The organism is Gordonia sp. i37 (assembly GCF_002043085.1).
In the GTDB taxonomy this organism is placed as follows: Bacteria; Actinomycetota; Actinomycetes; order Mycobacteriales; family Mycobacteriaceae; genus Gordonia; species Gordonia polyisoprenivorans.
In genome coordinates, this window is record NZ_MVPX01000168.1 from 1 (window position 1) to 23,704 (window position 23,704).

Here is a 23,704-nt window from a genome sequence, read left to right on the forward strand (position 1 = left end):
GCCGGCGGCCGGGACGGCCGTTGCCGACTGGCTCGCGACCTGGCCGAAGAAGAAGATCGTGACCACCGCCAGGCCGATGGACGCGCCGATCTGCTGGACGGTCGGTACGCATCCCGATGCCGAGCCGACCGTCTCGGGTGCGGTGTCGACCAGGATGGTGGTCTGCAGCGGAGCGACGAACAAGCCGGTGCCCGCGCCCCCGATCAGCAGCGGGGCGATCACCGCCGGTACGGACAGGGATGCGCTGTCCGGCGCGAGCATCACCGCGAGCCAGCCGAAGCCGATGGCCACCACCATCGCACCACAGCTCAACACCGTTGGTGCGCCCAGACGTTCGGCGAGCGCACCCGAGGACACCGAGCCCACGATTGCGCCGATCGCGAACGGCAGAGCCAGCATCCCGGTGCGCAGCGGCGAGTACCCCAAACCGAATTGGGTCGAGACCGACACGGTGAAGAAGAATCCCGCGAACACGCTGAAGAACAGCAACGACAGCAGGAGGCCGACGGTGAATCGGCGCGCCGCGAACAGATCGGTGTGCAGCAGCGGGCGGCCACCCGTACGGGTCAGTCGCCGCTCGTGAAAGGCGAAGGCGATCAACAGGACTGCCGAGCCGGCCAGCATCGCCCACAGCTGCGGTGGCCACCCCTGCTCGCGTCCGACGGCGAGCGGGTAGAGCAGACCGAACAGTCCAGTACTCGACAGGACAACCCCGACGATGTCGGGTCGGCCGCGCACACCGTCGCGCATCTGGGGGAGGCGTCCGGCAGCCAGCAGACATCCGACGATGCCGATCGGTACGTTGACGAAGAAGATCGTGCGCCAGCCCCACCCGGCGATGTCGGCACTGATCAGCACGCCGCCGATGACCGGGCCCAGCATTGCGGCCACCCCCGCGACCGCGCCATAGATGCCGAAGATCCGCGGATGCAGCGGCTTGGCGAACAATGCGGTGATCAACGCCAGGGTCTGTGCCGACATCAGCGCCGCGCTGACCCCCTGTACGCCGCGGAACACGATGAGCTCGGTCGGGGTACGGGCAACGCCGCACAGTACCGATGTCACGGTGAAGGCGATCAGTGCCGACACGAACAACCGTCGCCGCCCGTACCGACCGCCCAGCGTCGCCGCGGTCAACAACGTGCACGCGAACGCGAGCGTGTACACGCTCAGGACGAACAACTGCTGGGCCGTCGAGGCGCCGAGCTCGACGGTCAGATCCGGCAGGGCGATGTTGACGATCGTGGTGTCGAGCATCTGCATGAACACCCCGAGCAGGGCACCGGCGAGGGCCAACCACGAGCTGCGCGGCGGCACCGGGGCGGGCGCGTCACACGCGGAACTGTTCTGTGAAGCTGGGTGATTCGCGTGCTCGGTACCGGTCATCGGTCGGATCAGGTGAGCGCGAGCACCGTCGGACGGTAGTCACCGGAGCGGGCGATGGTGGCCATGATCGTGCGCAGCGCGTCGGTGTATCGCGGGAGCGCCGCATGCGCCTCGTCGGTGTCGGGGAACAGCAAGGTCATCGACGTCTGGTCGCGGAATCGGTTGATCCACATGAACCCCTCCTCGCTGCTGCCCCGATTGCCGTACAGACAACCGTTGATGGCGTCGAAGACGTCCACGCCGGGGAGTTTGCGCACGTCGACGTAGGACACCATCGGTACCGACCATCCGGGTGCCACGTCGATGCCGTCGTCGGGCTCGACCAACTCGAGTACCCGATGCAACGACACATCGGTGAGTTCCTTACCCGCGGCATAACTCTCGGCTGCCGGGCCGACGATCGAGGTGAACGTCGCGTCGGCACCGACGGTGATCGGCACCGGGATCAGGCTGGTGAACCAGCCGACCGAATTCAGTGCCGGACCCGGCGCACGGGTGCTCTTCGGTGTCATACCGAGATACTCTGTGCACCCGCTGAATTCGTAGCTCGCCAGGGCGGCCACCGCCATCAGCCCCGCGGTCATGTTGGAATCATTTGCGCGACAGACGTCCTCGAAACGCTGCGCGTCGTCCTCGGAGAAGACCGACATCGTCAGGAGTGCGCTGCGCGTGTGATCCTCGCTCTCGCCACCGAGCGGTAACGGGAATCCGGGCAGCACACCGCCATTGGCCTGGAGGAGTTCCACCCAACGACATACCTGTGGTGCCTGCCGCGTCAGGGCGGCCGAGACGGTGCGCTCATGGTCGCAGTACTCGATGTAGCTGCCCACCTCGGGTAGTCCGGTGTCGAGTCCGAACGCCTTGTTCATGTACAGGGTGATCAGTTCGGTGCACGTGAGTGCCTGCGAGATGCCATCGGTATCAAGGTGATCGATGGCACCGTACAGGGTGAAGCCACCTTCCCATTCGATGGCTCCGAAGGTGAAGCAGTCCCACGAGAACGGCCCCGGTGTCTCGTTCTGGATGTGTTCACGAATCGCTGAGGCCGAGTCCATGTCCCCGTGTGTCGTGGGGGTCATCGAGATGATCGCCGGATCGACGACGTGGCGTGCGATGGAGCCGTCGGGCTCCTCGGAGAACCAACAACGAAAGGTGTCATGACGACGCAAGAAGGCGTCGATGGTGCGGGTCAGTGCATCGGCATCGAGTGGTGAGTGGAAGTCGAAGGCCTGTAGGCACAATCGGGAGAAGCGGAAGCCCGCGGACTGATTGCGTTGTGCGGCACGAAGGTAGGCCTCCTGCTGATGCGACGGCGGGACCGGATGGATGGGGGCGCCGGCGGCGGCGGTCACCGCGGTCTGCGACATCGTCCAGCTCGTCAGCCGACCGATGCGGGGCTCCCATTCGTCGATGAGGCCGAAACTGACCACGACAACCTCGATTCTCGAGAAGTAGATTTCGTGCGGCGCACGCAATAGCCCGTATCGGGCGGCTTGTCGAAAAGTGCTGCAGGACACACACGTTGTGGGGTGACAGTACAGCCGTCCCACGACGTTGGCAACCAGTGACAGTTGAGTAATCCGACCAAACCGACTGTAGAACAGTGCATTTGATCGCGGTTGGTCAGATGACTCAGTTGGTTTTCGGGCAAGCTGTGGACAAGTGTTCACACCATCGGGCAGACTTCCGAGCGTCGACTCACCAGGTCGGCACCAGTCTTCGACGCCCGCGTTCTCTGGTTCCGTGTTCTCCGGTTCAGCGGGACCCCGTCACCGGAGGAATCACCATGCCGTCGCCCTTGCCCCGCACCCGCGCACTCGATCGGCCTCGGGTGAAATCGACTGTGGTCGTGCTGTTCTTGGTTCTCGCAGCTGTCATCGTGTCGACCGTCGGAACCGCACGTGCGGATCCGGGCGGCGCGAGCATCGTCTACCGCCACGACATCGCGCCCCGAGAGATTGCGGTGGGTGTGTACTCGCCGGCCATGCGACGCACCATCGACGTCCGGATGATCCCCGCGCGCAGTGCACACGCGCCGACGCTGTACCTGCTCAATGGTGCCGCCGGAGGCGACGGCGGCAGCAGTTGGTTCGATCAAACCGACATCCGCAGCTTCTTCGCCGACGACGACGTCAACGTGGTGGTGCCGATGGGAGGTGCGGCGAGCTACTTCACCGATTGGCGTCGCGACGATCCGGTCCTCGGCCGCCAGAAATGGGCCACCTTCCTGACATCCGAACTGCCCACCGTCATCGACCGCGACCTCGGCGGCGACGGACGCAACGCCATCGCAGGGATCTCGATGGCCGGGACGTCGGTGTTCCAGCTGGCTCTGCGCGCCCCGAACCTGTATCGGGCGCTGGGCTCGTTCAGTGGGTGCGCGCAGACGAGCGATCCTGCGGGGCAGGCCGCGGTGCGCATGGTCGTCGAGGGCAGGGGCCACGGCGACACCGTCAACATGTGGGGCCCTCCCACCGACCCCGAATGGCGGGCCAACGACCCCTACGTCCACGCCGACCGATTCCGCGGCAAGTCGATCTACATCTCCAACGGATCGGGTACACCCGGCCGCTACGACACGCTCAACGGGCCGGGTATCGACGGCGATGCGACCAAGCTGTCCGAGCAATTGGCCGTCGGCGCGGTCATCGAGACGGCCACCGATGCCTGCACCCACAACCTGCAGCGGCGGATGACGCAGCTGGGTGTCGCGGCGACGTTCCACTTCTATCAGGGCGGCACGCACGCCTGGCCCTACTGGCAGGACGAATTGCACCGCGCATGGCCGCAATTCGCGCAGGCGCTCGCGAGGTGACGATCGCGACCGGTCAGAACGCCGCGACCTGGTGGGAATCGAACACCTGGCATCTCGCTCGGCCCGACGGGACCCAACCTCTCGGGGATCGCCGCCTTGACGAACTCGTCGCAGCCAAGGCCGGCCGATCCATCTCCGTGGTGGTGCCCGTGGTCGCCGATGGGGCGGCGGCGGTGGACGTGGTGCTCGGCGCATTCGCGTCGGCCTGCCGGTCCCTGGTCGATGAGGTGGTGGTGACCACCGACGGCGCCGGCGACGCACAGGCGTGCGAGGCACGCGGCGTCCGCGTGGTCCCCACGACGTCGGCGCTGCCGGGGCTCGCGACTCTGCCGGGCCGGGGCGAGGTGCTGTGGCGCTCGGTGGCCGCGTCCACCGGTGACTTCGTCGTGGTCCTTGACGGCGCGCGACCGGAGCCCGCCGACGTGGCGCGACTCATCGAACCCCTGCTGACCGTCGACGAGTTGCGACTGGTCAAGGGCTACCGCCACAGTCATGTCGCCGATGACGCCGACCTGGTCGGCGGCGGTCGGGTCACCGAGTTGATGGTCCGTCAGCTGATCGCAGCGCTGCGACCCGAGTTGTCCGGGGTGATCGAGCCCCTCGCCGGTGAGTTCGCCGCCGGCCGGGACTTGCTGACGTCGATTCCGTTCGCACCCGGCGAAGGCGTCGACATCGGGATTCTGCTCGACACACTCCATCGCGACGGGATCGACGCCATCGGTCAGGTGGAGCTCGCGTCACGACCTCCCGATGAGCCACGATCTCCCCATGAGCATGGACTGCATGAGGTCGGCGTCATGTCACGACAGATCGTCGCGACATTTCTCCGGCGTGTCGGGATCGACGATTCGGCGGCTCCGTTGACGCAGTTCGTTCCCGACGGGCAGGGTGGTTTCGATCCGGTCCGCAACTATCCGGTGATGCAGGATCGGCCGCCGCTGTACGGGATCGACGTCACCGAGCGCTGCTGAGGTATCCGCCTGGACCGTCATCGTGCCTGGTGGGCGGCGGTGTGACGGGGGTTCTGCTCGGCCGATCGAGGCGCTCGGGCGCACCTTCTCGCTGCCCGTCGGTGGCGCCGCGCTCCGATTCGGACGGACGGGACCATAAGATGGTGAGTCGAACCGACGAGTGAGGATGTTGATGAGCGAAACCCCCGACACCCGACAGTCCGAACGCACCGGCTTCGGCCGCGTGCTCCTCAAGCTCGGTGGCGAAATGTTCGGCGGGGGAGAGGTCGGTCTCGATCCCGACGTCGTAGCCACGGTCGCCGACCAGATCGCCGAGGTCGTCGAGTCCGGTGCGCAGGTGGCCGTGGTCATCGGCGGCGGGAACTTCTTCCGCGGCGCCGAACTGCAACAACGCGGCCTCGACCGCGCGCGCTCGGACTACATGGGCATGCTCGGTACGGTCATGAATTGCCTTGCGCTGCAGGACTTCCTGGAGAAGCGGGGAATCACCACCCGAGTGCAGACAGCCATCACGATGGGTCAGGTGGCCGAGCCGTACCTCCCGTTGCGTGCGCAGCGACATCTGGAGAAGGGTCGGGTGGTCATCTTCGGCGCCGGGATGGGCATGCCCTACTTCTCCACCGACACCACCGCCGCGCAGCGTGCGCTCGAGATCAAGGCCGAGGTCGTGCTGATGGCCAAGGCCGTGGACGGCGTCTACAGCGCCGACCCCCGCGTCGATCCCGATGCCACGCTGTTCCGCGAGATCACCCACCGTGAGGTCCTCGACCGAGAACTGAAGGTGGCCGATGCGACCGCCTTCAGCCTCTGCATGGACAACAAGATGCCGATGTTGGTGTTCAATCTGCTGGAACGTGGGAACATCGCGCGTGCCATCGCCGGAGAGCGCATCGGGACACTGGTGAGGACCTGATCGGCGGAGGCCAGACCCACCACCGATCCCGACGAACCGGCGAGCCGAATCCAGCCCGACCCGCCACGACGAAACAGGAACACACAATGATCGACGACACGCTGCTCGACGCCGAGGAAAAGATGGAGAAGGCGGTGAACGTCGCGCGTGAGGACATGGGTTCGATCCGTACCGGCCGGGCCAACCCGGCGATGTTCAACAAGGTGGTCATCGAGTACTACGGCGCCATGACACCGATCACCCAGGTCGCCAGTATCAACACCCCGGAACCCCGGCTGGTGGTGATCAAGCCCTACGAGGCGTCGACCCTGCGCGACATCGAGACCGCCATCCGCAACTCCGATCTCGGTGTGAACCCGACCAACGACGGGACCCTGATCCGCGTGGCCGTGCCGCAGCTGACCGAGGAGCGTCGCAAGGACCTCGTCAAGCAGGCCAAGGGCAAGGGCGAGGACGCGAAGGTCTCCATCCGCAACGTCCGCCGTAAGGCGGTCGAAGAACTCAAACGCATCCAGAAGGACGGCGAGGCCGGTGAGGACGACGTGGTCCGCGCCGAGAAGGATCTCGACAAGACCACCGCCGGTTACGTGGCACAGGTCGACGAACTCGTCAAACACAAGGAATCCGAGCTTCTCGAGGTGTGAGTGACGCCCGCGGTGTGAGTATCACCGAGGACGACGACCGAGACGAGGCAAGACGGACGAGGCGAGACGACAGGCGGAAACGACAACGATGTCACACGAATCGTCGGGGACCGGCGGCACACCCGGCGAGCCCGACACGGCCGCGCCGCGGAAGTCGCGCGCAGGCCGTGACCTTCCGGCCGCGATCGGGGTCGGGCTGACCCTCGGCGTCAGCATCATCCTGATACTGCTGTTCGCGCCGTGGGTCTGGTACATCGTTGTGTCGGTGGCGTTCGCGATCGCCACCTGGGAGGTCACCAAACGACTGCGCGACGGGGGCTACGACGTGGCGTTCTGGCCGCTGCTCGTCGGCGGTCAGGCGATCATCTGGTGTAGCTGGCCATGGGGGACAACCGGGGTCCTGGTGGCGTTCGTGGCCACGGTGCTCGTCATCATGGTGTGGAAGCTGTTGGCGCAGGGCATCACTCGTGCGCCCGAGAACTATCTGCGCAATCTGTCCGCGTCGGTGTTCGTGCTCGCCTGGCTCCCGCTGCTGGCTTCGTTCGGTGTGCTGATGGTGCATCAGGATCACGGGGCCGCGCGCGTGGCGACCCTGATGATCGTCGTCGTGTGTTCCGACGTCGGCGGCTACGCGGCCGGTGTGCTGTTCGGCAAGCACCCGATGGCGCCGGCCATCAGCCCGAAGAAGTCGTGGGAAGGTCTGGCGGGCTCGCTGGTGGTGGGTACCGCGGGTGCGGTGTGCACCACGATGTTCCTGCTCGACACCCAGTGGTGGGTCGGCGTGATCCTGGGACCTGTCCTCGTGGTGTGCGCGACCCTGGGAGATCTCGTCGAATCACAGGTCAAGCGGGACCTCGATATCAAGGACATGGGGACCCTGCTGCCCGGTCACGGCGGCATCATGGACCGACTCGACTCGCTGTTGCCGTCGGCGTTCATCGTCTGGGCGGTGCTGACCGCGCTGCTGTGAATGGGCTACCGCCGCCTCGACGGCGCGCCCGTCACAACCCCGTCAGTTGGCCTTCCGGGCCTTCTTCAGGGCGCGGTTCAGCTGGAAGGTGCGGGCACCGCCGATCATCGCGGTGATCAGGGCGCCGGCGATCGCGGCGATCAGCAGACTGACGCCGACCGGCAGGTTGACCTTCGCGAACAAGAAGTTGATCTGCTGGGAACCCAGATTCGCGAGGATGAAGATCAACAGCAGGATGGTGATGATCGCGCCGACGACCCAGCCGATGAAGGTGGCGCGGGTGCGTGTGTGTTTGACGTCGTCGATCGCGGTTTGGGCGGCGACGTGGGAGTCATCGAGCGGCGCCGGATTGCGGGCGCGGGTCGACGAGTCGGTGGCCGGGCGCTCGGAGGACGAATCCGGTGTGCTCATGCACCCATCATGACATGCGACAATGGGAACATGACGTCTTTGCCGCTCGTGTTCGACGCGCCCAAACGCGGACGTCCGCCGACACACTTCGCCGACCTCGATCAGGCGGCCAGGGTCGCCGCGGTCGGCGATCTCGGGCTTCCGAGGTTCCGCGCCGACCAGCTCGCACGCCAGTACTACGGGCGGCTCACCGCCGACGTCGAGGAGATGACCGACCTTCCGGCCGGGGCACGCGACAAGGTCGGTGCCGCGTTGTTCCCGCAGTTGCTCACCCCGGTGCGCCACATCTCCTGCGACGACGGCAGCACCCGCAAGACGCTGTGGCGTCTGCACGACGGGACGCTGCTGGAGAGCGTGCTGATGCGCTACACCGACCGTAATACGCTGTGCATCTCCAGCCAGGCCGGGTGCGGGATGGCGTGCCCGTTCTGCGCGACCGGGCAGGGCGGACTCGACCGAAATCTGTCGACCGGGGAGATCGTCGACCAGGTGCGCGCGGCCGCGCGGGCTCTGCGCGACGGGGAGTTCGGGGATGCGGGGCGCCTGTCGAACGTCGTGTTCATGGGAATGGGTGAGCCGCTCGCCAACTACAAGCGGGTGGTCTCGGCGGTCCGGCAGATCACCTCGCCGGCGCCCGAGGGTCTGGGGATCTCGGCGCGTTCGGTGACGGTCTCCACCGTCGGTCTGGCGCCGTCGATCCGGAGACTGGCCGACGAAAATCTCTCGGTCACGCTCGCGGTCTCCTTGCACACCCCCGACGACGAATTGCGCGACACGCTGGTCCCGGTGAACAACCGCTGGTCGGTTGCCGAGGTGCTCGACGCGGCGCGGTACTACGCCGATTCCACCGGCCGGCGTGTCTCCATCGAGTACGCACTGATCCGCGACGTCAACGACCAGCCGTGGCGCGCGGACATGCTCGGCCAGAAGCTGCATCGGGCACTCGGGTCCCTGGTGCATGTGAATCTCATCCCGCTCAATCCCACGCCGGGTTCCGAGTGGGATGCGAGCCCGAAAGACGTTGAGCGGGAGTTCGTCCGGCGTGTCCGGGCCCAGGGTGTGTCGTGCACGGTCCGCGACACCCGTGGCCAGGAGATCGCCGCGGCGGGCGGGCAACTCGCCGCCGAGGAGACCGACGGCTGAGCCGCCGACCACCGGACCCCACACGGCAGCGCCCACACAACAGCGCACCCCGGCGAAAAGTAATCGCCGGGGTGCGTGTGGGTTTCACAGGTCGTGCGGTCAACTCCACTTTTTCTTCGTGAGCATGCCGCGCAGCAGGAAGGCGGCGACGATGACGCCGAACGCGGCCAGCCAGATGTCCTCGACGTGCCCGACGTGGTTTCCGTAGAACATCGCGAACAGCAACACGACCACCACCCAGCCCGCGATGTAGAACGTGCGGGTCGCCACGCCGTGCCAGCCGAAACGCGCCGATGGCGCGTCGGCGGGCTCGCGCACCCACCCGGTGTCGATCTCGTCGCTGTGCTCCACGTCGGTGCTTGCCGCGTGCTCCACGTCGGTGCCTGCCACGTTGACTCCTCGCTGCGCACGTCAGAAGTGGTCTCTGACGATCGGTAGTAGTACTTCCAGAAGAGCATAGCGGGCACGGTGGCGCCGTGTCTCACTCCCCATGCCGCGTCTCGCGTGGCGTCGGAAGGCGGGGGTATCGCCCGACGGGACGACGTCGGAGATCGGTGCAAGAATGCGCCCATGCATCCGCCGACCCGATCGCTTGCCGACTATCGCTCCGAGGACTACCCCCGCGACATGGTGGGTTACGGTGCCACACCGCCGGATCCGCAGTGGCCGTCGAACGCGAAGATCGCGGTGCAGTTCGTGCTGAACTACGAGGAGGGCAGTGAGAACAACGTCCTCGAAAACGACCGCGGGAGCGAGACATTCCTGTCGGAGATGATCGGCGCGCAGTCATTCCCGAACCGCCACATGAGCATGGAATCGCTCTACGAGTACGGCTCCCGTGCCGGGGTGTGGCGAGTGCTGCGGGCCTTCGAGCGTCGCGGTTGGCCGTTGACGATCTTCGCGGTGGCGCAGGCGATGGCGCGTAACCCGGAGGTGGTGGCGGCCTTCCTCGAACGCGGTGACGAGATCGCCTGTCACGGGTACCGGTGGCTGAGCTATCAGATGGTCGACGAGCACGTCGAACGCGAACACATGCGCGCTGCCGTGGAGCTGCTGACCGAGATCACCGGGTCCCGTCCGCTGGGTTGGTACACCGGCCGCGATTCGCCGAACACGCGGTCGCTCGTCGTGGAGCAGGGCGGTTTCGTCTACGACTCGGACAGTTACGCCGATGATCTGCCCTATTGGGTCAAGGTCGGCCGGACCACCGACGGAATTCGCACCGAGGTCGATCACCTCGTGGTGCCCTACACGCTCGACACCAATGACATGCGCTTCGCGTCGCCGGGTGGATTCCCTTCCGGTGAACAGTTTTTCGCGCATCTGCGAGATGCGTTCGACGTGCTCTACCGCGAGGGTGAACAGGGTTCGCCGAAGATGCTCTCGGTGGGATTGCACTGTCGTCTGGTGGGCCGGCCGGCGCGGGTGGCGGCGCTCGAGCGCTTTCTCGATCACGTCGCGGCCCACGACGACGTGTGGGTCGCACGGCGGATCGACATCGCCGAGCACTGGCGCGCTGTGAACCCGGCGCCGGGAGCGTAGCGAGCGGGCCGAAGTGAACCCGGCGCCGGGAGCGTAGCGAGCGGGCCGAAGTGAACCCGGCGCCGGGAGCGTAGCGAGCGGGCCGAATATGAACCGGCGCCGGGAGCGTAGCGAGCGGTGGCGGTTTGCCGTGGTGCGCGGTGGGCGACAATGGTCGTCGTGACGACACGTGTGCTGATTCTCGGTTCGACCGGTTCGATCGGGGTGCAGGCCCTCGAGGTGATCTCCGAGCATCCGGAGTTGTTCTCGGTGGTCGGCGTCGGTGCCGGGGGCGGCAACCCGGACTTGTTGGGCCGGCAGGCCCGCGAGTTCGGTGTGCCTGCGCACCGGGTGGCCGTCGCGGATGCGGCGGTGGCCGAGAAACTCGTGGCCGAGTTGGGCGATGGGGTCCTGGGCGGTCCGGACGCGATGTGTCGGCTGATCGAGTCGGTCGAGGCCGACGTGGTGCTGAATGCCGTCGTCGGTTCGATCGGTTTGCGGCCGAGTCTGGCGGCGTTGCGGTCGGGTGCGCGACTGGCCTTGGCGAACAAGGAGTCGTTGGTGGCCGGGGGAGCGCTGGTGCTGGCGGCTGCGGCACCGGGGCAGATCGTGCCGGTCGATTCGGAGCATTCGGCGATCGCGCAGTGTTTGCGTGGCGGTAGCGCCGACGAGGTCGACCGGCTCGTGCTGACGGCGTCGGGCGGTCCGTTCCGGGGGTTCACCGCCGGCCGGCTCGAGAATGTGACGCCCGAACAGGCGGGACGTCATCCGACGTGGTCGATGGGCCCGATGATCACGCTGAATTCGGCGACCCTGGTGAACAAGGCGCTCGAGGTGATCGAGGCGCATCTGCTGTTCGACGTGCCCTACGACCGCATCGATGTGACGGTGCATCCGCAGTCGATCGTGCACTCGATGGTCACCTTCGTCGACGGTGCGACGATCGCCAAGGCGTCACCGCCGTCGATGAAGCTGCCGATCGCGTTGGCGTTGGGCTGGCCGCATCGGGTGCCCGGATCGTCGACGGCATGTGATTTCTCGACGGCGTCGTCGTGGACGTTCGAGCCGGTCGACAACGTGGTGTTCCCGGCGATCGACCTGGCCCGCCGGGCGGGGACCGCAGGCGGCAGCCTGACCGCGGTGTACAACGCCGCGAACGAGGCTGCCGCGGAGGGATTCTTCGACGGCCGCATCGCCTTTCCGCGGATCGTGGAGATCATCGGTCGCGTGCTCGACGATGCAGATCAGTGGCGTAAAACCCCGGGTACTGTGGAGGAGATCTTCGACGCTGATGCGTGGGCACGGGCCCGCGCCGCAGAGTTGGTGGCCACGATGCAGCGGTGAGGACGCGCCGTGGGGTTAAGTGCCGTGGGGTGAAGTAGCGGTGGCGTGAGGAAACGGAGAGTCGAGAGAAGTGGTATTCGCGATCGGCGTCGTGCTGTTCGCCTTGTCGTTGTTGGCCTCGATCGCCTGGCACGAGTGCGGGCACATGTGGGCGGCACAGGCGACGGGGATGAAGGTTCGGCGCTACTTCGTCGGCTTCGGTCCGACGCTGTGGTCGACGCGACGGGGTGAGACCGAGTACGGCGTGAAGGCGTTGCCGTTCGGTGGCTTCTGCGACATCGCCGGTATGACCCCGCATGAGGAGCTGACCGCCGATGAGCTGGGTCGGGCGATGTACCGGCAGAAGGCATGGAAGCGTCTGGTGGTGCTGTTCGCAGGCCCGGCCCAGAACTTCATCCTCGGCTTCGTGCTGATCATCGTGGCCGGTCTGATCTGGGGACTGCCCGACCTGTCGCCGCCCGCGGTCGGCACCACGGTGGACAAGGTGAGTTGTCTCACCTCGACGGTCACCGTCGACGCCGACGGCAACGTGGCGGAGCCGCGCTGCACCGGTTCGGGGCCGGCCGGTGCGGCCGGAATCCGCCCCGGCGACAAGATCATCGCGGTCGACGGGGTCGCCGGAACCACCGCGAGTGCGATCACCCCGCTCATCCAGAAGAGCAACGGTCCGGTGCAGTTGCTCGTCGAGCGCGACGGCAGCCGGGTGACCCTGACGATGACCCCGCAGCCGGTGACCACCACCGTCACCGACAAGTCGGGCAAGGTGACCTCGCAGACGGTCAACAAGGTCGGAATCCAGTTCCAGCAGCCGCCGCTGTGGAAGCACTACAACCCGGTGACGATCCTGCCCGGTGCGGCGGTCTTCACCGCCGAACTCGCGCATCAGACCTGGGATGCGCTGCTGTCGATGCCGACCAAGGTCCACAATCTGTGGATCGCGGTGACCGGTGGTGTGCGCTCGGCGGACACCCCGGTGAGCGTGTACGGCGCCACCGTCCTGGGCGGGCAGGCGGCCGAACGCGGACTGTGGGACACCTTCCTTCTGCTGCTGATCAGCATCAACTTCTTCCTGGGCCTGTTCAATCTCGTACCGCTACTACCCTTGGATGGTGGACACATGGCCATCGTCGGGTACGAGAAGGGACGTGACACGGTGCGTCGATGGTTCGGCCGGGCTCCCGGCGGACCGATCGACTACTACAAGTTGCTTCCCCTGACCTACGCCGTGGTGGTGGTCATGGCCGCGTTCATGGTGCTGACCCTCACCGCCGACATCGTGAACCCGATCACGATCCCGAATTGATGGCCGCCACCAGCCCCGGCTCGACCGGCCCGCGCCCAGCCCTCGCGAGTTCCCGCTCGCGCACACCGAACTCCTCAGGAGAACGAGATGTCCGCATCTGACCCGACTCCGGCCGGCTCGACGGTCACCGACCCGATCTCGATCGGGCTCGGCATGCCCGCCGCACCGCCACCGGTGCTCGCACCGCGACGCAAGACCCGCCAGATCCAGGTCGGATCGGTCGGCGTCGGCAGCGATCACCCCATCTCGGTGCAGTCGATGACCACCACCAAGACCCACGACATCAATGCGACCCTGCAGCAGATCGCGCAGTTGACCGCGTCGGGCTGCGACATCGTGCGCGTGGCGTGCCCGCGCAACGAGGACGCCGAGGCGCTGCCGATCATCGCGAAGAAGTCGAAGATCCCGGTGATCGCCGACATCCACTTCCAACCGAAGTACATCTTCGCCGCGATCGACGCCGGCTGTGCGGCGGTCCGGGTCAATCCGGGCAACATCAAGGAGTTCGACGGCCGGGTCAAGGAGGTCGCGAAGGCCGCCGGTGACGCCGGCATCCCGATCCGGATCGGCGTCAACGCGGGATCGCTCGACAAGCGGATCATGAGCAAGTACGGCAAGGCCACCCCGGAGGCGCTGGTCGAGTCGGCGTTGTGGGAGGCGGGCCTGTTCGAGGAACACGGCTTCGGCGACATCAAGATCTCGGTGAAGCACAACGATCCGGTGGTCATGGTCGAGGCCTACCGGCAGCTCGCCGCCCAGTGCGACTACCCGTTGCATCTCGGGGTGACCGAGGCCGGGCCGGCGTTCCAGGGCACCATCAAGTCGACGGTCGCGTTCGGTGCGCTGCTCTCCCAGGGCATCGGTGACACGATCCGCGTGTCGCTCTCGGCGCCGCCGGCCGAGGAGGTCAAGGTCGGCGACCAGATCCTGCAGTCACTGAACCTGCGGCCCCGCAAGCTCGAGATCGTCTCGTGCCCGTCGTGCGGACGTGCCCAGGTCGACGTCTACAAGCTCGCCGACGCGGTGACCGCCGGGCTCGAGGGCATGGAGGTGCCGCTGCGGGTGGCGGTGATGGGGTGTGTCGTCAATGGTCCCGGTGAGGCGCGTGAGGCCGATCTCGGTGTCGCCTCGGGCAACGGCAAGGGACAGATCTTCGTCAAGGGTGAGGTCATCAAGACCGTGCCGGAGGCCGAGATCGTCGAGACCTTGATCGAGGAAGCGCTGCGAATTGCGGGCGAATCGGGAGAAACTGGAGAAGGCGCGCCCGCGGGGCCGCCTGTCGTGACCGTGTCCTGAGTTCCTCACGCGTGGTGAACTGATATCGGGCTACGCTCACACCGCAGGATCACATGGGACGAAGGAGCAGCGCGGTGCTGAAGCTGCTGGGCGACAAGCCGCTCGGGGCGCGGGATGCACCCGCGGTGGGTCGTGTCCTCAACTCGGACCCGGTCCCGATGTGCATGGTCGCCGCACGGTTCGAGTCCCACGGAATCGAGCCACGGATGCTGGGCGGGGAGATGTGGACCGCGGGCCGGCCCGAGACCTCCCTGTGTTTCTCGGGCGCCAACCTGATCCCGTTGCGTGGCACGGCCGCCGACATGGAGTACTTCGCCGACCGCGCGGCGGCGGGCGCCCGGGTGTGCTCCTCCATCGTCGGTGACGCCGACCTGGCCCTGACCCTGTGGGACCGTATCGGGGCCACCTGGGGCCCGGCGCGCGAGGTCCGACCGGTACAACCGCTGATGGCGCTGCACGGCGCGCCCCACGTCGAGCCCGACCCGCACGTGCGATTGGTCACCCACGACGATCTCGAGGCGTATCTGCCCGCGGCCGTCGACATGTTCATCGGTGAGGTCGGTGTCGATCCATGTGCCGGGGACGGCGGCCGGTCGTATCGGCGCAGGCTGGCGTCGCTGATCGCCGCACGTCGGGTGTTCGCCCGATTCGAGCACGGTGAGGTCGTGTTCAAGGCCGAGATCGGGTCGATGTCGCGGGCGGTCGGGCAGATCCAGGGGGTGTGGGTCGACCCACGCATGCGGGGGCGCGGCTACGGCGGCGCCGGAACGGCGGCCGTGGCCACCGCGATCACCGCACTCGGACGCATTCCCAGCCTGTACGTCAACAGCTTCAATCTGCCGGCCCAGGCCGCCTACCGCCGAATCGGTTTCACCCAGGTCGGGACCTTCGCGACGATTCTCATCGACTGACGTCGTACCCCCGGGTCTCGCCATCCGGCACCGGCCGGCGTCGGAGGGTAGCGCCGCTTGCCAACACCGCGGAGGAACACCGCGGCGATCATGCCGCGTGGCAACCGTATTCGATGTCGTGCGGGTCCTAGTATCGGCACTCGATGGACTTTCCGACGCGTCGCGCCGCCGGTGTGGTGGCTGTGCTGATCAGTGCCGTGCTCGCGCTGTGCGCGGTGAGCGCATGCTCGTCCGACGACGATGGTCCCCGACAGGCCGTCCAGGCGTTTCTCGATGCCTACGCGCACGGTGACGCCGCGAAAGCGGCGGCGCTGACCGACAATCCGCAGGCGGCGCAGACCGCACTGCAGTCGGCGTGGACCGGGTTGTCGGCCGAATCGATGTCGGGCACCACCGGCAAGGCCTCGATCGACCAGGACACCGCCGACATCGACGTGAACTATTCCTGGCAGCTCGGTCACGGCCGGCAGTGGGGCTATCCGGGCACCGTCAAGGCGATCCGCTCGGATGCCAGCGGATGGCAGGTGCGCTGGACGACCACCGACATCCACCCCAATCTCGGTGGCGATCAACGTCTCTCGTTGCGCATCACCGAGGCGCCGCGGGCCACGGTCAACGAGGCCGACGGGTCGGAGGTGATGGACAACGGCACCGTGATCGGCATCAACTTCGATGCCAAGGCGGCCACCGCCGCCGGGACCTCGGTCGGTGATGCCGTCACCCAATTGGTGAGTGTCCTCGCGCCGTTCGCGCCGAATCTCGATCCACAACGGATCGCCGAGGAGTCGACGTCGTCGGGACAGCAGTATCCGATCACCCGGCTCGCCGAGGCCGACTTCAACCGGCTGCGCGATCAACTCGCGATCCCGGGTGTGGTGTACAACGAGCAGTCCGAACTCGTCCCCACCGATCCGACCTTCGCGCCGGTACTGCTCAATGGTGTGCGCGGCGTGGTCGACGACGAGGTCGTCGGCCGGGCCGGCTGGCGCGTGGTCACCGTGAACCCCAATGGTCTCGACGCCGACGTCCTCGCCGACCATGCGCCCGAGCCGGCGGCGGCGGTGCCGCTGAGCCTGTCGCGGCAGGTGCAGAACGCCGCGCAGCGAGCGGTGAACGCCACCAACACCTTTCAGATCGCGATGGTGGTCATCCAACCCTCCACCGGGCGGATCCTCGCGGTCGCGCAGAACCCGGCCGCCGACACCCAGGGCCCGATCGCGACCACCGGCCTCTACCCGCCGGGGTCGACGTTCAAGATGGTGACGTCGTCGGCGGCGTTCAACGCGTCGATGATTCATCCGGATTCGATCGTCGGGTGCCCGGGCGAGATCACCATCGGTCCACGCACCATCCCCAACTACGATCAGTTCGCGCTCGGTTCGGTCACCCTGCAGCGCGCGTTCGCGCAGTCCTGCAACACCACCTTCGCGAAACTGGCCAGTGAGATGGGGCCCTCGGATCTGGCGCACGCCGCGGCGGCCATGGGGATCGGCCGCACCTTCGACATCCCCGGTCTGGCGACCTCGACCGGATCGGTGCCGATCGAGAACGATCTGGTCGCCCGCACAGAGGATGGCTTCGGGCAGGGCAAGGACCTGGTCAGTCCGTTCAGCATGGCGCTCGTCGCCGCGACCGTGGCCAACAACGGGAAGATGCCCGTGCCGCAACTCATCCTGGATCGCCCGACGACGGTCGGCGGCCCGTCGGCGACGCTGAACCCCGACGTCGTCGGACAGCTGCGGCCGATGATGCGCGAGGTGGTGCTCACCGGTACCGGCACCGCCATCGCCGGGCAGGGCGAGGTCTACGGCAAGACCGGTGAGGCCGAGTTCGACGGCGGCTCGCACGCCTGGTTCGCCGGTTATCGCGGAGATCTGGCCTTTGCGACGCTCGTTGTGCGAGGCGGGGATTCGAACAACGCGGTCGGTGTCACCCGCGACTTCTTCTCTTTCCTGCCGCCCGGCTTCGGGGTGTGATCCTCGGTCGTTGGTGGCCGGCGATCCGGCGTGCCCGACGATCGGGCCTGTCGGCTGCTACCGCCGCAACGGCATCACGATGAGCCTGCCGTCCCGCTCGAAGATGTCGACCGGGTGATCGTAGGTCTCCGAGAGCAATTCGCTCGTCATCACCTCTCGGGTCGGGCCGAATGCGAGGAGTCGGCCGTCCTTCATCAACGCGACACGGTCGGCGTAGGCCGCGGCCAGGGTGAGATCGTGTACCACCAGCAGGATCGCGGCCCCGGAATCGCGGTGCTCGCACAGGATCTGCAGGACCTGCTCCTGGTGGCGGATGTCGAGGGCGGCGGTCGGCTCGTCGAGCATCATCACCGGCGTGTTCTGCGCCAACGCCCGCGCCAGTGACACCCGGGCCTGTTGGCCGCCGGAGAGCTGCGGAAAGGGTTGGTGGACAAGTGAATCGAGGTCACAGCGGGTGATCGCGTCGGCGATGAGCTCCGGTGAGCGGGCAGCGTGCGGGGTTCGTAACCACGGGTACCGTCCCATCTCCACGACCTCGCCGACGGTGAACGGGGTGTCGACACGATTGTGTTGGGTGACCATCGACCGGCGTCGCGCCAGATCACGATGGGAAGTGTGTGCGACATCGTGTCCGTCGATGATCGCCGTGCCGTGCTGTGGGGTCCGCACCCCGGACAACGCCGACAGCAGAGTCGATTTGCCGCAACCGTTGGGACCGACGAGAGCCACCAACTCACCGGCAGTCACCTCCAGGGACACGTGGTCGACGACGTCGCGACCGCCGAGCGTCACCACGATGTTCTCGGCCCGGATGCCCGAATGGCGTTGCGATCCCTCACGTGGCTGCGGCACCGTCACCACCCCGCTCCGGCGTGGCGACTGCGACGCAGCAAGATGAAGAACGCCGGTCCGCCGACCAGCGAGGTGAACACCCCGAGGGGGAGATCGGCACCGCCGAGAACGGTTCGTGAGGCGAGGTCGGCCGCGGCCAGGACGAGCGCACCACCGATGACGCTGGCCGGCAACAGGGTCGCGTGCCGCGGGCCGACGATGAGACGCATCACGTGCGGCACGACGAGCCCGACGAACATCACGATGCCGGTGAAGGCGACGGCCGCCGCGGTGAGGATCGCGACCAGCACGACCACCTGCCGGCGGACGGTCTCGACGTTGACGCCCAGTGAGGCCGCCTGGATCTCACCGAGGGCCAGCAGGTCGAGCTTGTGCACCAGCAGCATGGCCGCGGCGACACCGGCGACCACCAGCGGCAGCGTCACCCACACGGCGTTCCAGTTCGCGCCCGCGAGCGAGCCCAACTGCCAGAACACAATCTGTTCGCGGGCCGCCGTGGTCGCGATGAACGTCAGATACGAGATGATCCCGAGGGCGAAGGCGTTGATCGCGATGCCGGTGAGCACCAGCATGATCGCCGACGAGGAGCCATCCCGCAGCGAGAGCACGTAGACCGCGGCGGTGGTGATCAGCGCCGCGACGAACGCCGCACCGGCCAGCGCCCACCCGTTGATGCCGACCCCGCCGATGACGATCATCAGGCACGCACCCACGGCGGCACCCGAGGAGACGCCGATGACACCGGGCTCGGCGAGCGGGTTCGCGAGCACCCCCTGCAGCAGGCAGCCGCCGGCGCCGAGGGCGGCGCCGACGATCAGCCCCAATACGATTCGCGGGAACCGCACCACCCACAGCGCGTGCTCACCCTGCGGATGGGTGGGCATCGTGCCGATGTCGAGGCCGAAATGGTGTGCGAGACTGCCGAGTACCTGGGCGGGCGGCACCGGGATCTGGCCGATGGCCGCCGAAGTGATCGCTACGGCGATCGTCGCGACCACCAGGACGACGAGCACGAGCGGGGCCGAGACCCGCCCGGACGTACCGGGGGGCGAGCGTCGGGTGGTCGGGGCCCTCATGTGTAGATCGCGTGACCGAGCGCGCCGATGACCTTGCCGACGTCCGGTCCGAACGACAGCACCTCGGTTTCGTCCATCTGCACCACTCGTCGGGCACGTCCGGCGTTCGTGTCGGAGACACCGGGCAGCGCGAGCACCCCGTCGAGACCGCCGACGGAATCGGCGCCCTGCGTCATCACCAGGATCACGTCGGGATTCGCGCGCAGCAGCGCCTCGGCGGTCACGGCGGTGAACTCGGCGGTGAGGCCTGCGGCGGTACCCGCATCGGTGCCGCCGAGAGCGGAGACGAGATCGTCGGCACCGGAGTTCGGTCCGGCCAACAGCACCAGGTGCGGTCCGCGGATGTAGAGGAAGGCGATCTTCGGGTCGCCGGTGGGGTGCGGGAGCGTGGCCTTGGCCGCGGTGATCTCCGATTCCGTGCGCTTGACGAGCTGTTCGCCGGCCGGCTTCACGCCGAGGGCGGCCGCCACCGACCGGATGAGATCGGCGGTGGTGGCGATGGTGCGGGTCGAGCTGAACGTCACCACCGGGATCTGCGACGCACGGATCGCGTCGACCGCCTGCGGTGGTGTGGTGGCGGCGTCGACGAGGACGACGGTCGGGTTCAGCGCCAGCACCGATTCGGAGTTGAGCTGGTGACCATTGCCGGTGACCACCGGGAGCTTGGCCGCCGACGGGAAGGTCGTCGACTGATCACGCCCCACCACGCGGCTGCCCAGGCCGAGGGCGAACACGATGTTGCCGAGTGTGCCATTGCGGTCGACGGCGATGATGCGACTGGTGTCGGTGACCGTCACCTTGCCGCCGCCGTCGGAATCGACGGTCACCGGCAGGGTGGTCGTGGGAGAGGTGGTCACCGGCGTCACATCCGAGCCCGGCAGCGTCGCGGTCTGCGGGCCACTGCGCAGATGCGAGTCGGCGGTTTGGGAGGACGAGGACTGGTCCATCGGCGCGGTACTGCACGCCCCGACAAGCAGTCCGACGACCGCGAACACCGCGAGCACCAGGATCGCTGTCGTGTTCGTCCGGTCCTGGTGCCGGTGGGGAATGAGATGCTGCTGCCGCACCGATGTCTCCGTTCTCCGGTGGTCGCGCCGCTCGTCACTCGAGCCCGCGCCATTGCCCAGGCTCACCTTAGTCGCGGGCGCGCGGGTGCCGGCGGACCCCGTGGTCAGGGGGTGCTCGGGGTCGGCGTCCTATGGTGGAAGCCATGACTGTGCGTGCCCCACTGCGTCCCGGCAAGCTCTCGCCGATCCGGACCGTTCCCGACTCCATCGAACGTCCGGAGTACGTGTGGAAGCCGAAGGTCAACGAGGGGCACGAACCCTGGGTGCAGACCCCAGAGGTCATCGAGAAGGTGCGCGTGGCGAGCAAGATCGCGGCCAACGCGCTCGCCGAGGCCGGTAAGGCCGTCGCGCCGGGCGTCACCACCGACGAACTCGACCGCATCGCCCACGAGTACATGATCGATCACGGCGCCTATCCATCGACCTTGGGCTACAAGGACTTTCCCAAGTCGTGCTGCACCTCGTTGAACGAGGTGATCTGCCACGGCATCCCCGACTCCACCGTCATCGCCGACGGCGACATCGTCAACATCGACGTCACCGCCTACATCGACGGCGCGCACGGCGACACCAACGCCACCTTCCTCGCCGGAGACGTCTCACAGGAGGCACGCGACCTCGTCGAACGCACCCGCATCGCCACCGAACGCGCCATCAAGGCGGTCAAACCCGGACGCGAACTCAACGTCATCGGTCGCGTCATCGAGGCGTACGCGAATCGCTTCGGCTACACCGTCGTTCGCGATTTCACCGGTCACGGCATCGGCGAGACCTTCCACAACGGGCTCGTCGTGCTGCACTACGACCAGCCGAACGTCGACACCATCCTCGAACCCGGCATGGTGTTCACGATCGAGCCGATGATCAACCTCGGCGGGCTGCCGTGGGAGATGTGGGACGACGGCTGGACGGTGGTCACCGTCGACAAGAAGTGGACCGCCCAGTTCGAGCACACCCTCGTCGTCACCGAGGATGGCGCGGAGATCCTCACCATCCCCGACAACTGATCCACCCGCTCTCCGCCCGAGGCACGGGGACGCGTCACACGCTGCGGGCACCGCCCTCGACGTGGATGGTCTCACCCGAGACGAAACCCGCGGTGAGCAGCCACTGTGCAGCGTCGACGATGTCGTCGACGGCTCCCACCCGCCCCGCCGGGATACCCTCGGCGACACCGGAGAAGAACGCGTCACGATCGGACTCGGGCATACCGTCCCAGGTGCCCGAGTCGACGATGCCCGGCGAGATCGCGTTGACCCGCACCGGTGCGAGTTCGACAGCGAGGTGACTGACGGCGAATGCGACGGCACCGTTGGTGATCCCCATCACCGCGTATCCCGGTGCCGGCTTCCACGCCGCGACACCGGAGAACAGCGTGATCGAGCCGGACGCGGGCATTCTCGGCCCGAAGTGCTTGGCCACCAGCATCGGGCCGATCACCTTGGCCTCGAAGGCGGTCACCGTCGCGTCGTGGTCGAGATCGCGGACCGCCACGTTGTGATGGGCGGCGGCGGTCGACACGATGTGATCGACGGCGCCCAGCTCCGCCGCGGCAGCGGCGATGGACGCCTCGTCGGTGACATCGATCGCCACTGCCCGGCCGTTGTCGAGGTCGGTGATCGCCGACTGCGCCGCGGTGAGATCGCGGGCCCCGATGACCACCGAGGCCCCTGCGGCGTCGGCACGCCGGGCGATCGCGAGTCCGAGGTGCTTGGCACCGCCGATGACGAGAACAGTGGTACCGGACAGGGATTGGTTCATCACATACTCCTTGGACGTGGGTAGGCTGGACGCGGTTTACGGTATGGATTTGATACCGGTATCTTCAACGAAACCGTCGGCGACCAGCGCGATCGCCGGCGGTGTCCGCCGACGAGAGGGGTGTGGGTGTCCAAGGCCTACAACGTGATGGCCCCGACCTGCCCGAGCCGGGTGGTGTTGCACCGCATCGGCGCGCGCTGGACGGTCTTCGTGGTCACCGCACTCGCCGATGGTCCGATGCGATTCAGTGCGCTCAAGGCGCATATCGCGGGAATCACCCCCAAGGTGCTCACCGAAACCCTGCGAGCGCTGGAGTTCGACGGACTCGTCGCACGCACCGATCACGGTGGTCAGCCGCCGCGCGTGGAGTACTCGCTGACCGAGCTCGGCCGCTCGCTGCTGGTCCCGTTGGCCGCGGTGCGTGCGTGGGCCGAGGAACACGTCCCCGAGGTCGAGGCGGCCAATGCCCGGGCGGCGGCGCCGGAAGGACCGCGATGACCGGGGTGCCGGGGACGAGTGGACTGGCAGGGGCCGTGCTGATCGGCGGCACCAGCTCGGATGCGGGTAAGAGCCTGCTCGTGGCGGGTCTGTGCCGGGCGCTGGCACGCCAGGGTGTGCGGGTCGCGCCGTTCAAGGCCCAGAACATGTCGAACAACTCGGTGGTCACCCTCGACGGGGGCGAGATCGGCCGGGCCCAAGCACTGCAGGCCTACGCCTGCGGGTTGGAACCATCGACGCGGTTCAACCCGGTTCTGCTCAAACCCGGGGGCGATCGCCGGTCGCATGTCATCGTGCGTGGCCGGCCCGCCGGTGATGTCGGCGCCGCCGACTACTTCACCCGACGTACCCGGCTGCTCGAGGTGGTGACCGACGAATTGCGGTCCCTCCGCGAAGAATTCGACGTGGTCATCTGCGAGGGGGCGGGCTCGGTCGCCGAGATCAACCTCCGCGACACCGACATCGCGAACATGGGCCTCGCACAGGCCGCCGACCTCCCGGTGTTGCTGGTCACCGACATCGACCGCGGCGGATCGCTGGCGCACCTGTTCGGCACCACCGCGATCCTCGGCGCCGACGACCAGTCGCGGATCGCCGGGTATGTGATCAACAAGTTCCGTGGCGATCCGGCGATCCTCGCGCCCGGGATCGAGCAGGTGCGACAGATCACCGGCCGCCCGACGCTCGGTGTGCTGCCCTTCGATCCGGACCTGTGGATCGACGCCGAGGACTCGCTGGCGAGCCCGGTCGGCCGACGGGTCGGTCCGCCCGAGACCAACCCGGTCATCGGGGTGGACGGCGGCGTCGGGTCGCGCCTGCGGGTCGCGGCGATCCGCTTGCCGCGCA

At 67.3% G+C, this 23,704-nt stretch carries 23 protein-coding genes; 15 read left to right on the forward strand and 8 right to left on the reverse strand.

Annotated elements, in window-relative coordinates; all coding sequences use genetic code 11:
• On the reverse strand, positions 1-1,386 hold a 1,386-nt coding region (locus B1964_RS08310), incomplete at its 3' end, for an MFS transporter (RefSeq protein WP_079929467.1).
• An 8-nt stretch (positions 1,387-1,394) separates the two neighbouring features.
• Entirely contained in the window at positions 1,395-2,816 is a 1,422-nt protein-coding gene (locus tag B1964_RS08315; protein ID WP_079929476.1) for a condensation domain-containing protein, read from the reverse strand.
• Between the two features lie 356 nt (positions 2,817-3,172).
• Here B1964_RS08315 and B1964_RS08320 point away from each other — a divergent pair, with 356 nt between their 5' ends.
• From B1964_RS08320 to B1964_RS08340, 5 genes are all read left to right on the forward strand, one after another.
• The gene (locus tag B1964_RS08320) at positions 3,173-4,201 is read left to right on the forward strand and encodes an alpha/beta hydrolase family protein (protein WP_079929468.1); all 1,029 of its coding nucleotides are present in this window, start codon (positions 3,173-3,175) and stop codon (positions 4,199-4,201) included.
• Positions 4,198-5,172 carry a glucosyl-3-phosphoglycerate synthase gene (locus B1964_RS08325; protein WP_079929477.1) on the forward strand — a complete coding sequence of 325 codons (975 nt, stop codon included), beginning with the start codon at positions 4,198-4,200 and terminating at the stop codon, positions 5,170-5,172. Before B1964_RS08320 ends, B1964_RS08325 begins: the two co-directional genes overlap by 4 nt.
• A gap of 172 nt (positions 5,173-5,344) precedes the next feature.
• Positions 5,345-6,085 carry a UMP kinase gene (gene pyrH, locus B1964_RS08330; RefSeq protein WP_079929478.1) on the forward strand — a complete coding sequence of 247 codons (741 nt, stop codon included), beginning with the start codon at positions 5,345-5,347 and terminating at the stop codon, positions 6,083-6,085.
• A gap of 86 nt (positions 6,086-6,171) precedes the next feature.
• Positions 6,172-6,729 (forward strand): ribosome recycling factor, encoded by a 558-nt coding sequence (gene frr / locus B1964_RS08335; protein WP_006371325.1) that lies wholly within the window; start codon positions 6,172-6,174, stop codon positions 6,727-6,729.
• 88 nt (positions 6,730-6,817) lie between these two features.
• On the forward strand, positions 6,818-7,699 hold the full coding sequence (locus B1964_RS08340; RefSeq protein ID WP_079929469.1) for a phosphatidate cytidylyltransferase: 882 nt from the start codon (positions 6,818-6,820) through the stop codon (positions 7,697-7,699).
• Between the two features lie 42 nt (positions 7,700-7,741).
• On the opposite strand, the gene B1964_RS08345 is transcribed toward B1964_RS08340, so the two are convergent.
• Complete coding sequence (locus B1964_RS08345) at positions 7,742-8,110, reverse strand: lipopolysaccharide assembly LapA domain-containing protein (RefSeq protein WP_006371327.1); 369 nt, start codon at positions 8,108-8,110, stop codon at positions 7,742-7,744.
• Positions 8,111-8,140: 30 nt separating this feature from the next.
• Here B1964_RS08345 and rlmN point away from each other — a divergent pair, with 30 nt between their 5' ends.
• Positions 8,141-9,253 (forward strand): 23S rRNA (adenine(2503)-C(2))-methyltransferase RlmN, encoded by a 1,113-nt coding sequence (gene rlmN, locus B1964_RS08350; protein WP_079929470.1) that lies wholly within the window; start codon positions 8,141-8,143, stop codon positions 9,251-9,253.
• Between the two features lie 99 nt (positions 9,254-9,352).
• Here the strand turns inward: rlmN and B1964_RS08355 are convergent, their stop codons facing one another.
• A complete protein-coding gene (locus B1964_RS08355; protein ID WP_006371329.1) occupies positions 9,353-9,643 on the reverse strand; it encodes a DUF2631 domain-containing protein in 291 nt (96 codons plus the stop codon).
• 180 nt (positions 9,644-9,823) lie between these two features.
• Between B1964_RS08355 and puuE the strand changes: the two genes are divergently transcribed.
• The 6 genes from puuE (at position 9,824) to B1964_RS08385 (ending at position 17,604) form a co-directional block, all read left to right on the forward strand.
• Positions 9,824-10,795, forward strand: a complete 972-nt coding sequence (puuE, locus tag B1964_RS08360; RefSeq protein WP_006371330.1) for an allantoinase PuuE — start codon at positions 9,824-9,826, stop codon at positions 10,793-10,795.
• Between the two features lie 150 nt (positions 10,796-10,945).
• A complete protein-coding gene (gene dxr / locus B1964_RS08365; RefSeq protein WP_079929471.1) occupies positions 10,946-12,118 on the forward strand; it encodes a 1-deoxy-D-xylulose-5-phosphate reductoisomerase in 1,173 nt (390 codons plus the stop codon).
• 70 nt (positions 12,119-12,188) lie between these two features.
• On the forward strand, positions 12,189-13,421 hold the full coding sequence (locus B1964_RS08370; RefSeq protein ID WP_014359759.1) for an RIP metalloprotease: 1,233 nt from the start codon (positions 12,189-12,191) through the stop codon (positions 13,419-13,421).
• Between the two features lie 87 nt (positions 13,422-13,508).
• A complete protein-coding gene (ispG, locus tag B1964_RS08375) occupies positions 13,509-14,717 on the forward strand; it encodes a flavodoxin-dependent (E)-4-hydroxy-3-methylbut-2-enyl-diphosphate synthase (RefSeq protein ID WP_079929472.1) in 1,209 nt (402 codons plus the stop codon).
• A gap of 74 nt (positions 14,718-14,791) precedes the next feature.
• On the forward strand, positions 14,792-15,628 hold the full coding sequence (locus tag B1964_RS08380) for a GNAT family N-acetyltransferase (RefSeq protein ID WP_006371334.1): 837 nt from the start codon (positions 14,792-14,794) through the stop codon (positions 15,626-15,628).
• A gap of 143 nt (positions 15,629-15,771) precedes the next feature.
• Positions 15,772-17,604 carry a penicillin-binding transpeptidase domain-containing protein gene (locus B1964_RS08385; RefSeq protein WP_079929473.1) on the forward strand — a complete coding sequence of 611 codons (1,833 nt, stop codon included), beginning with the start codon at positions 15,772-15,774 and terminating at the stop codon, positions 17,602-17,604.
• Between the two features lie 57 nt (positions 17,605-17,661).
• On the opposite strand, the gene B1964_RS08390 is transcribed toward B1964_RS08385, so the two are convergent.
• Genes B1964_RS08390 through B1964_RS08400 form a run of 3 tightly spaced genes read right to left on the reverse strand, consistent with a single transcriptional unit; the run spans position 17,662 to position 20,599 of the window.
• Positions 17,662-18,462 carry a heme ABC transporter ATP-binding protein gene (locus B1964_RS08390; protein WP_108772660.1) on the reverse strand — a complete coding sequence of 267 codons (801 nt, stop codon included), beginning with the start codon at positions 18,460-18,462 and terminating at the stop codon, positions 17,662-17,664.
• Positions 18,459-19,532 (reverse strand): iron ABC transporter permease, encoded by a 1,074-nt coding sequence (locus B1964_RS08395; protein ID WP_079929474.1) that lies wholly within the window; start codon positions 19,530-19,532, stop codon positions 18,459-18,461. Before B1964_RS08395 ends, B1964_RS08390 begins: the two co-directional genes overlap by 4 nt.
• Positions 19,529-20,599, reverse strand: a complete 1,071-nt coding sequence (locus tag B1964_RS08400) for an ABC transporter substrate-binding protein (RefSeq protein WP_020171534.1) — start codon at positions 20,597-20,599, stop codon at positions 19,529-19,531. Before B1964_RS08400 ends, B1964_RS08395 begins: the two co-directional genes overlap by 4 nt.
• Before the next feature lie 143 nt (positions 20,600-20,742).
• Here B1964_RS08400 and map point away from each other — a divergent pair, with 143 nt between their 5' ends.
• The gene (map, locus tag B1964_RS08405; RefSeq protein ID WP_006371339.1) at positions 20,743-21,606 is read left to right on the forward strand and encodes a type I methionyl aminopeptidase; all 864 of its coding nucleotides are present in this window, start codon (positions 20,743-20,745) and stop codon (positions 21,604-21,606) included.
• 34 nt (positions 21,607-21,640) lie between these two features.
• Here map and B1964_RS08410 read toward each other — a convergent pair whose 3' ends face one another.
• Entirely contained in the window at positions 21,641-22,360 is a 720-nt protein-coding gene (locus tag B1964_RS08410) for an SDR family oxidoreductase (RefSeq protein WP_079929475.1), read from the reverse strand.
• Between the two features lie 147 nt (positions 22,361-22,507).
• Between B1964_RS08410 and B1964_RS08415 the strand changes: the two genes are divergently transcribed.
• Together B1964_RS08415 and B1964_RS08420 are read left to right on the forward strand one after the other, a co-directional pair.
• Positions 22,508-22,858, forward strand: a complete 351-nt coding sequence (locus B1964_RS08415; RefSeq protein ID WP_210739354.1) for a helix-turn-helix domain-containing protein — start codon at positions 22,508-22,510, stop codon at positions 22,856-22,858.
• Positions 22,855-23,704: cobyric acid synthase (locus B1964_RS08420; protein ID WP_079929479.1), on the forward strand; the 850-nt coding region annotated here is incomplete at its 3' end. The genes B1964_RS08415 and B1964_RS08420, both read left to right, overlap by 4 nt.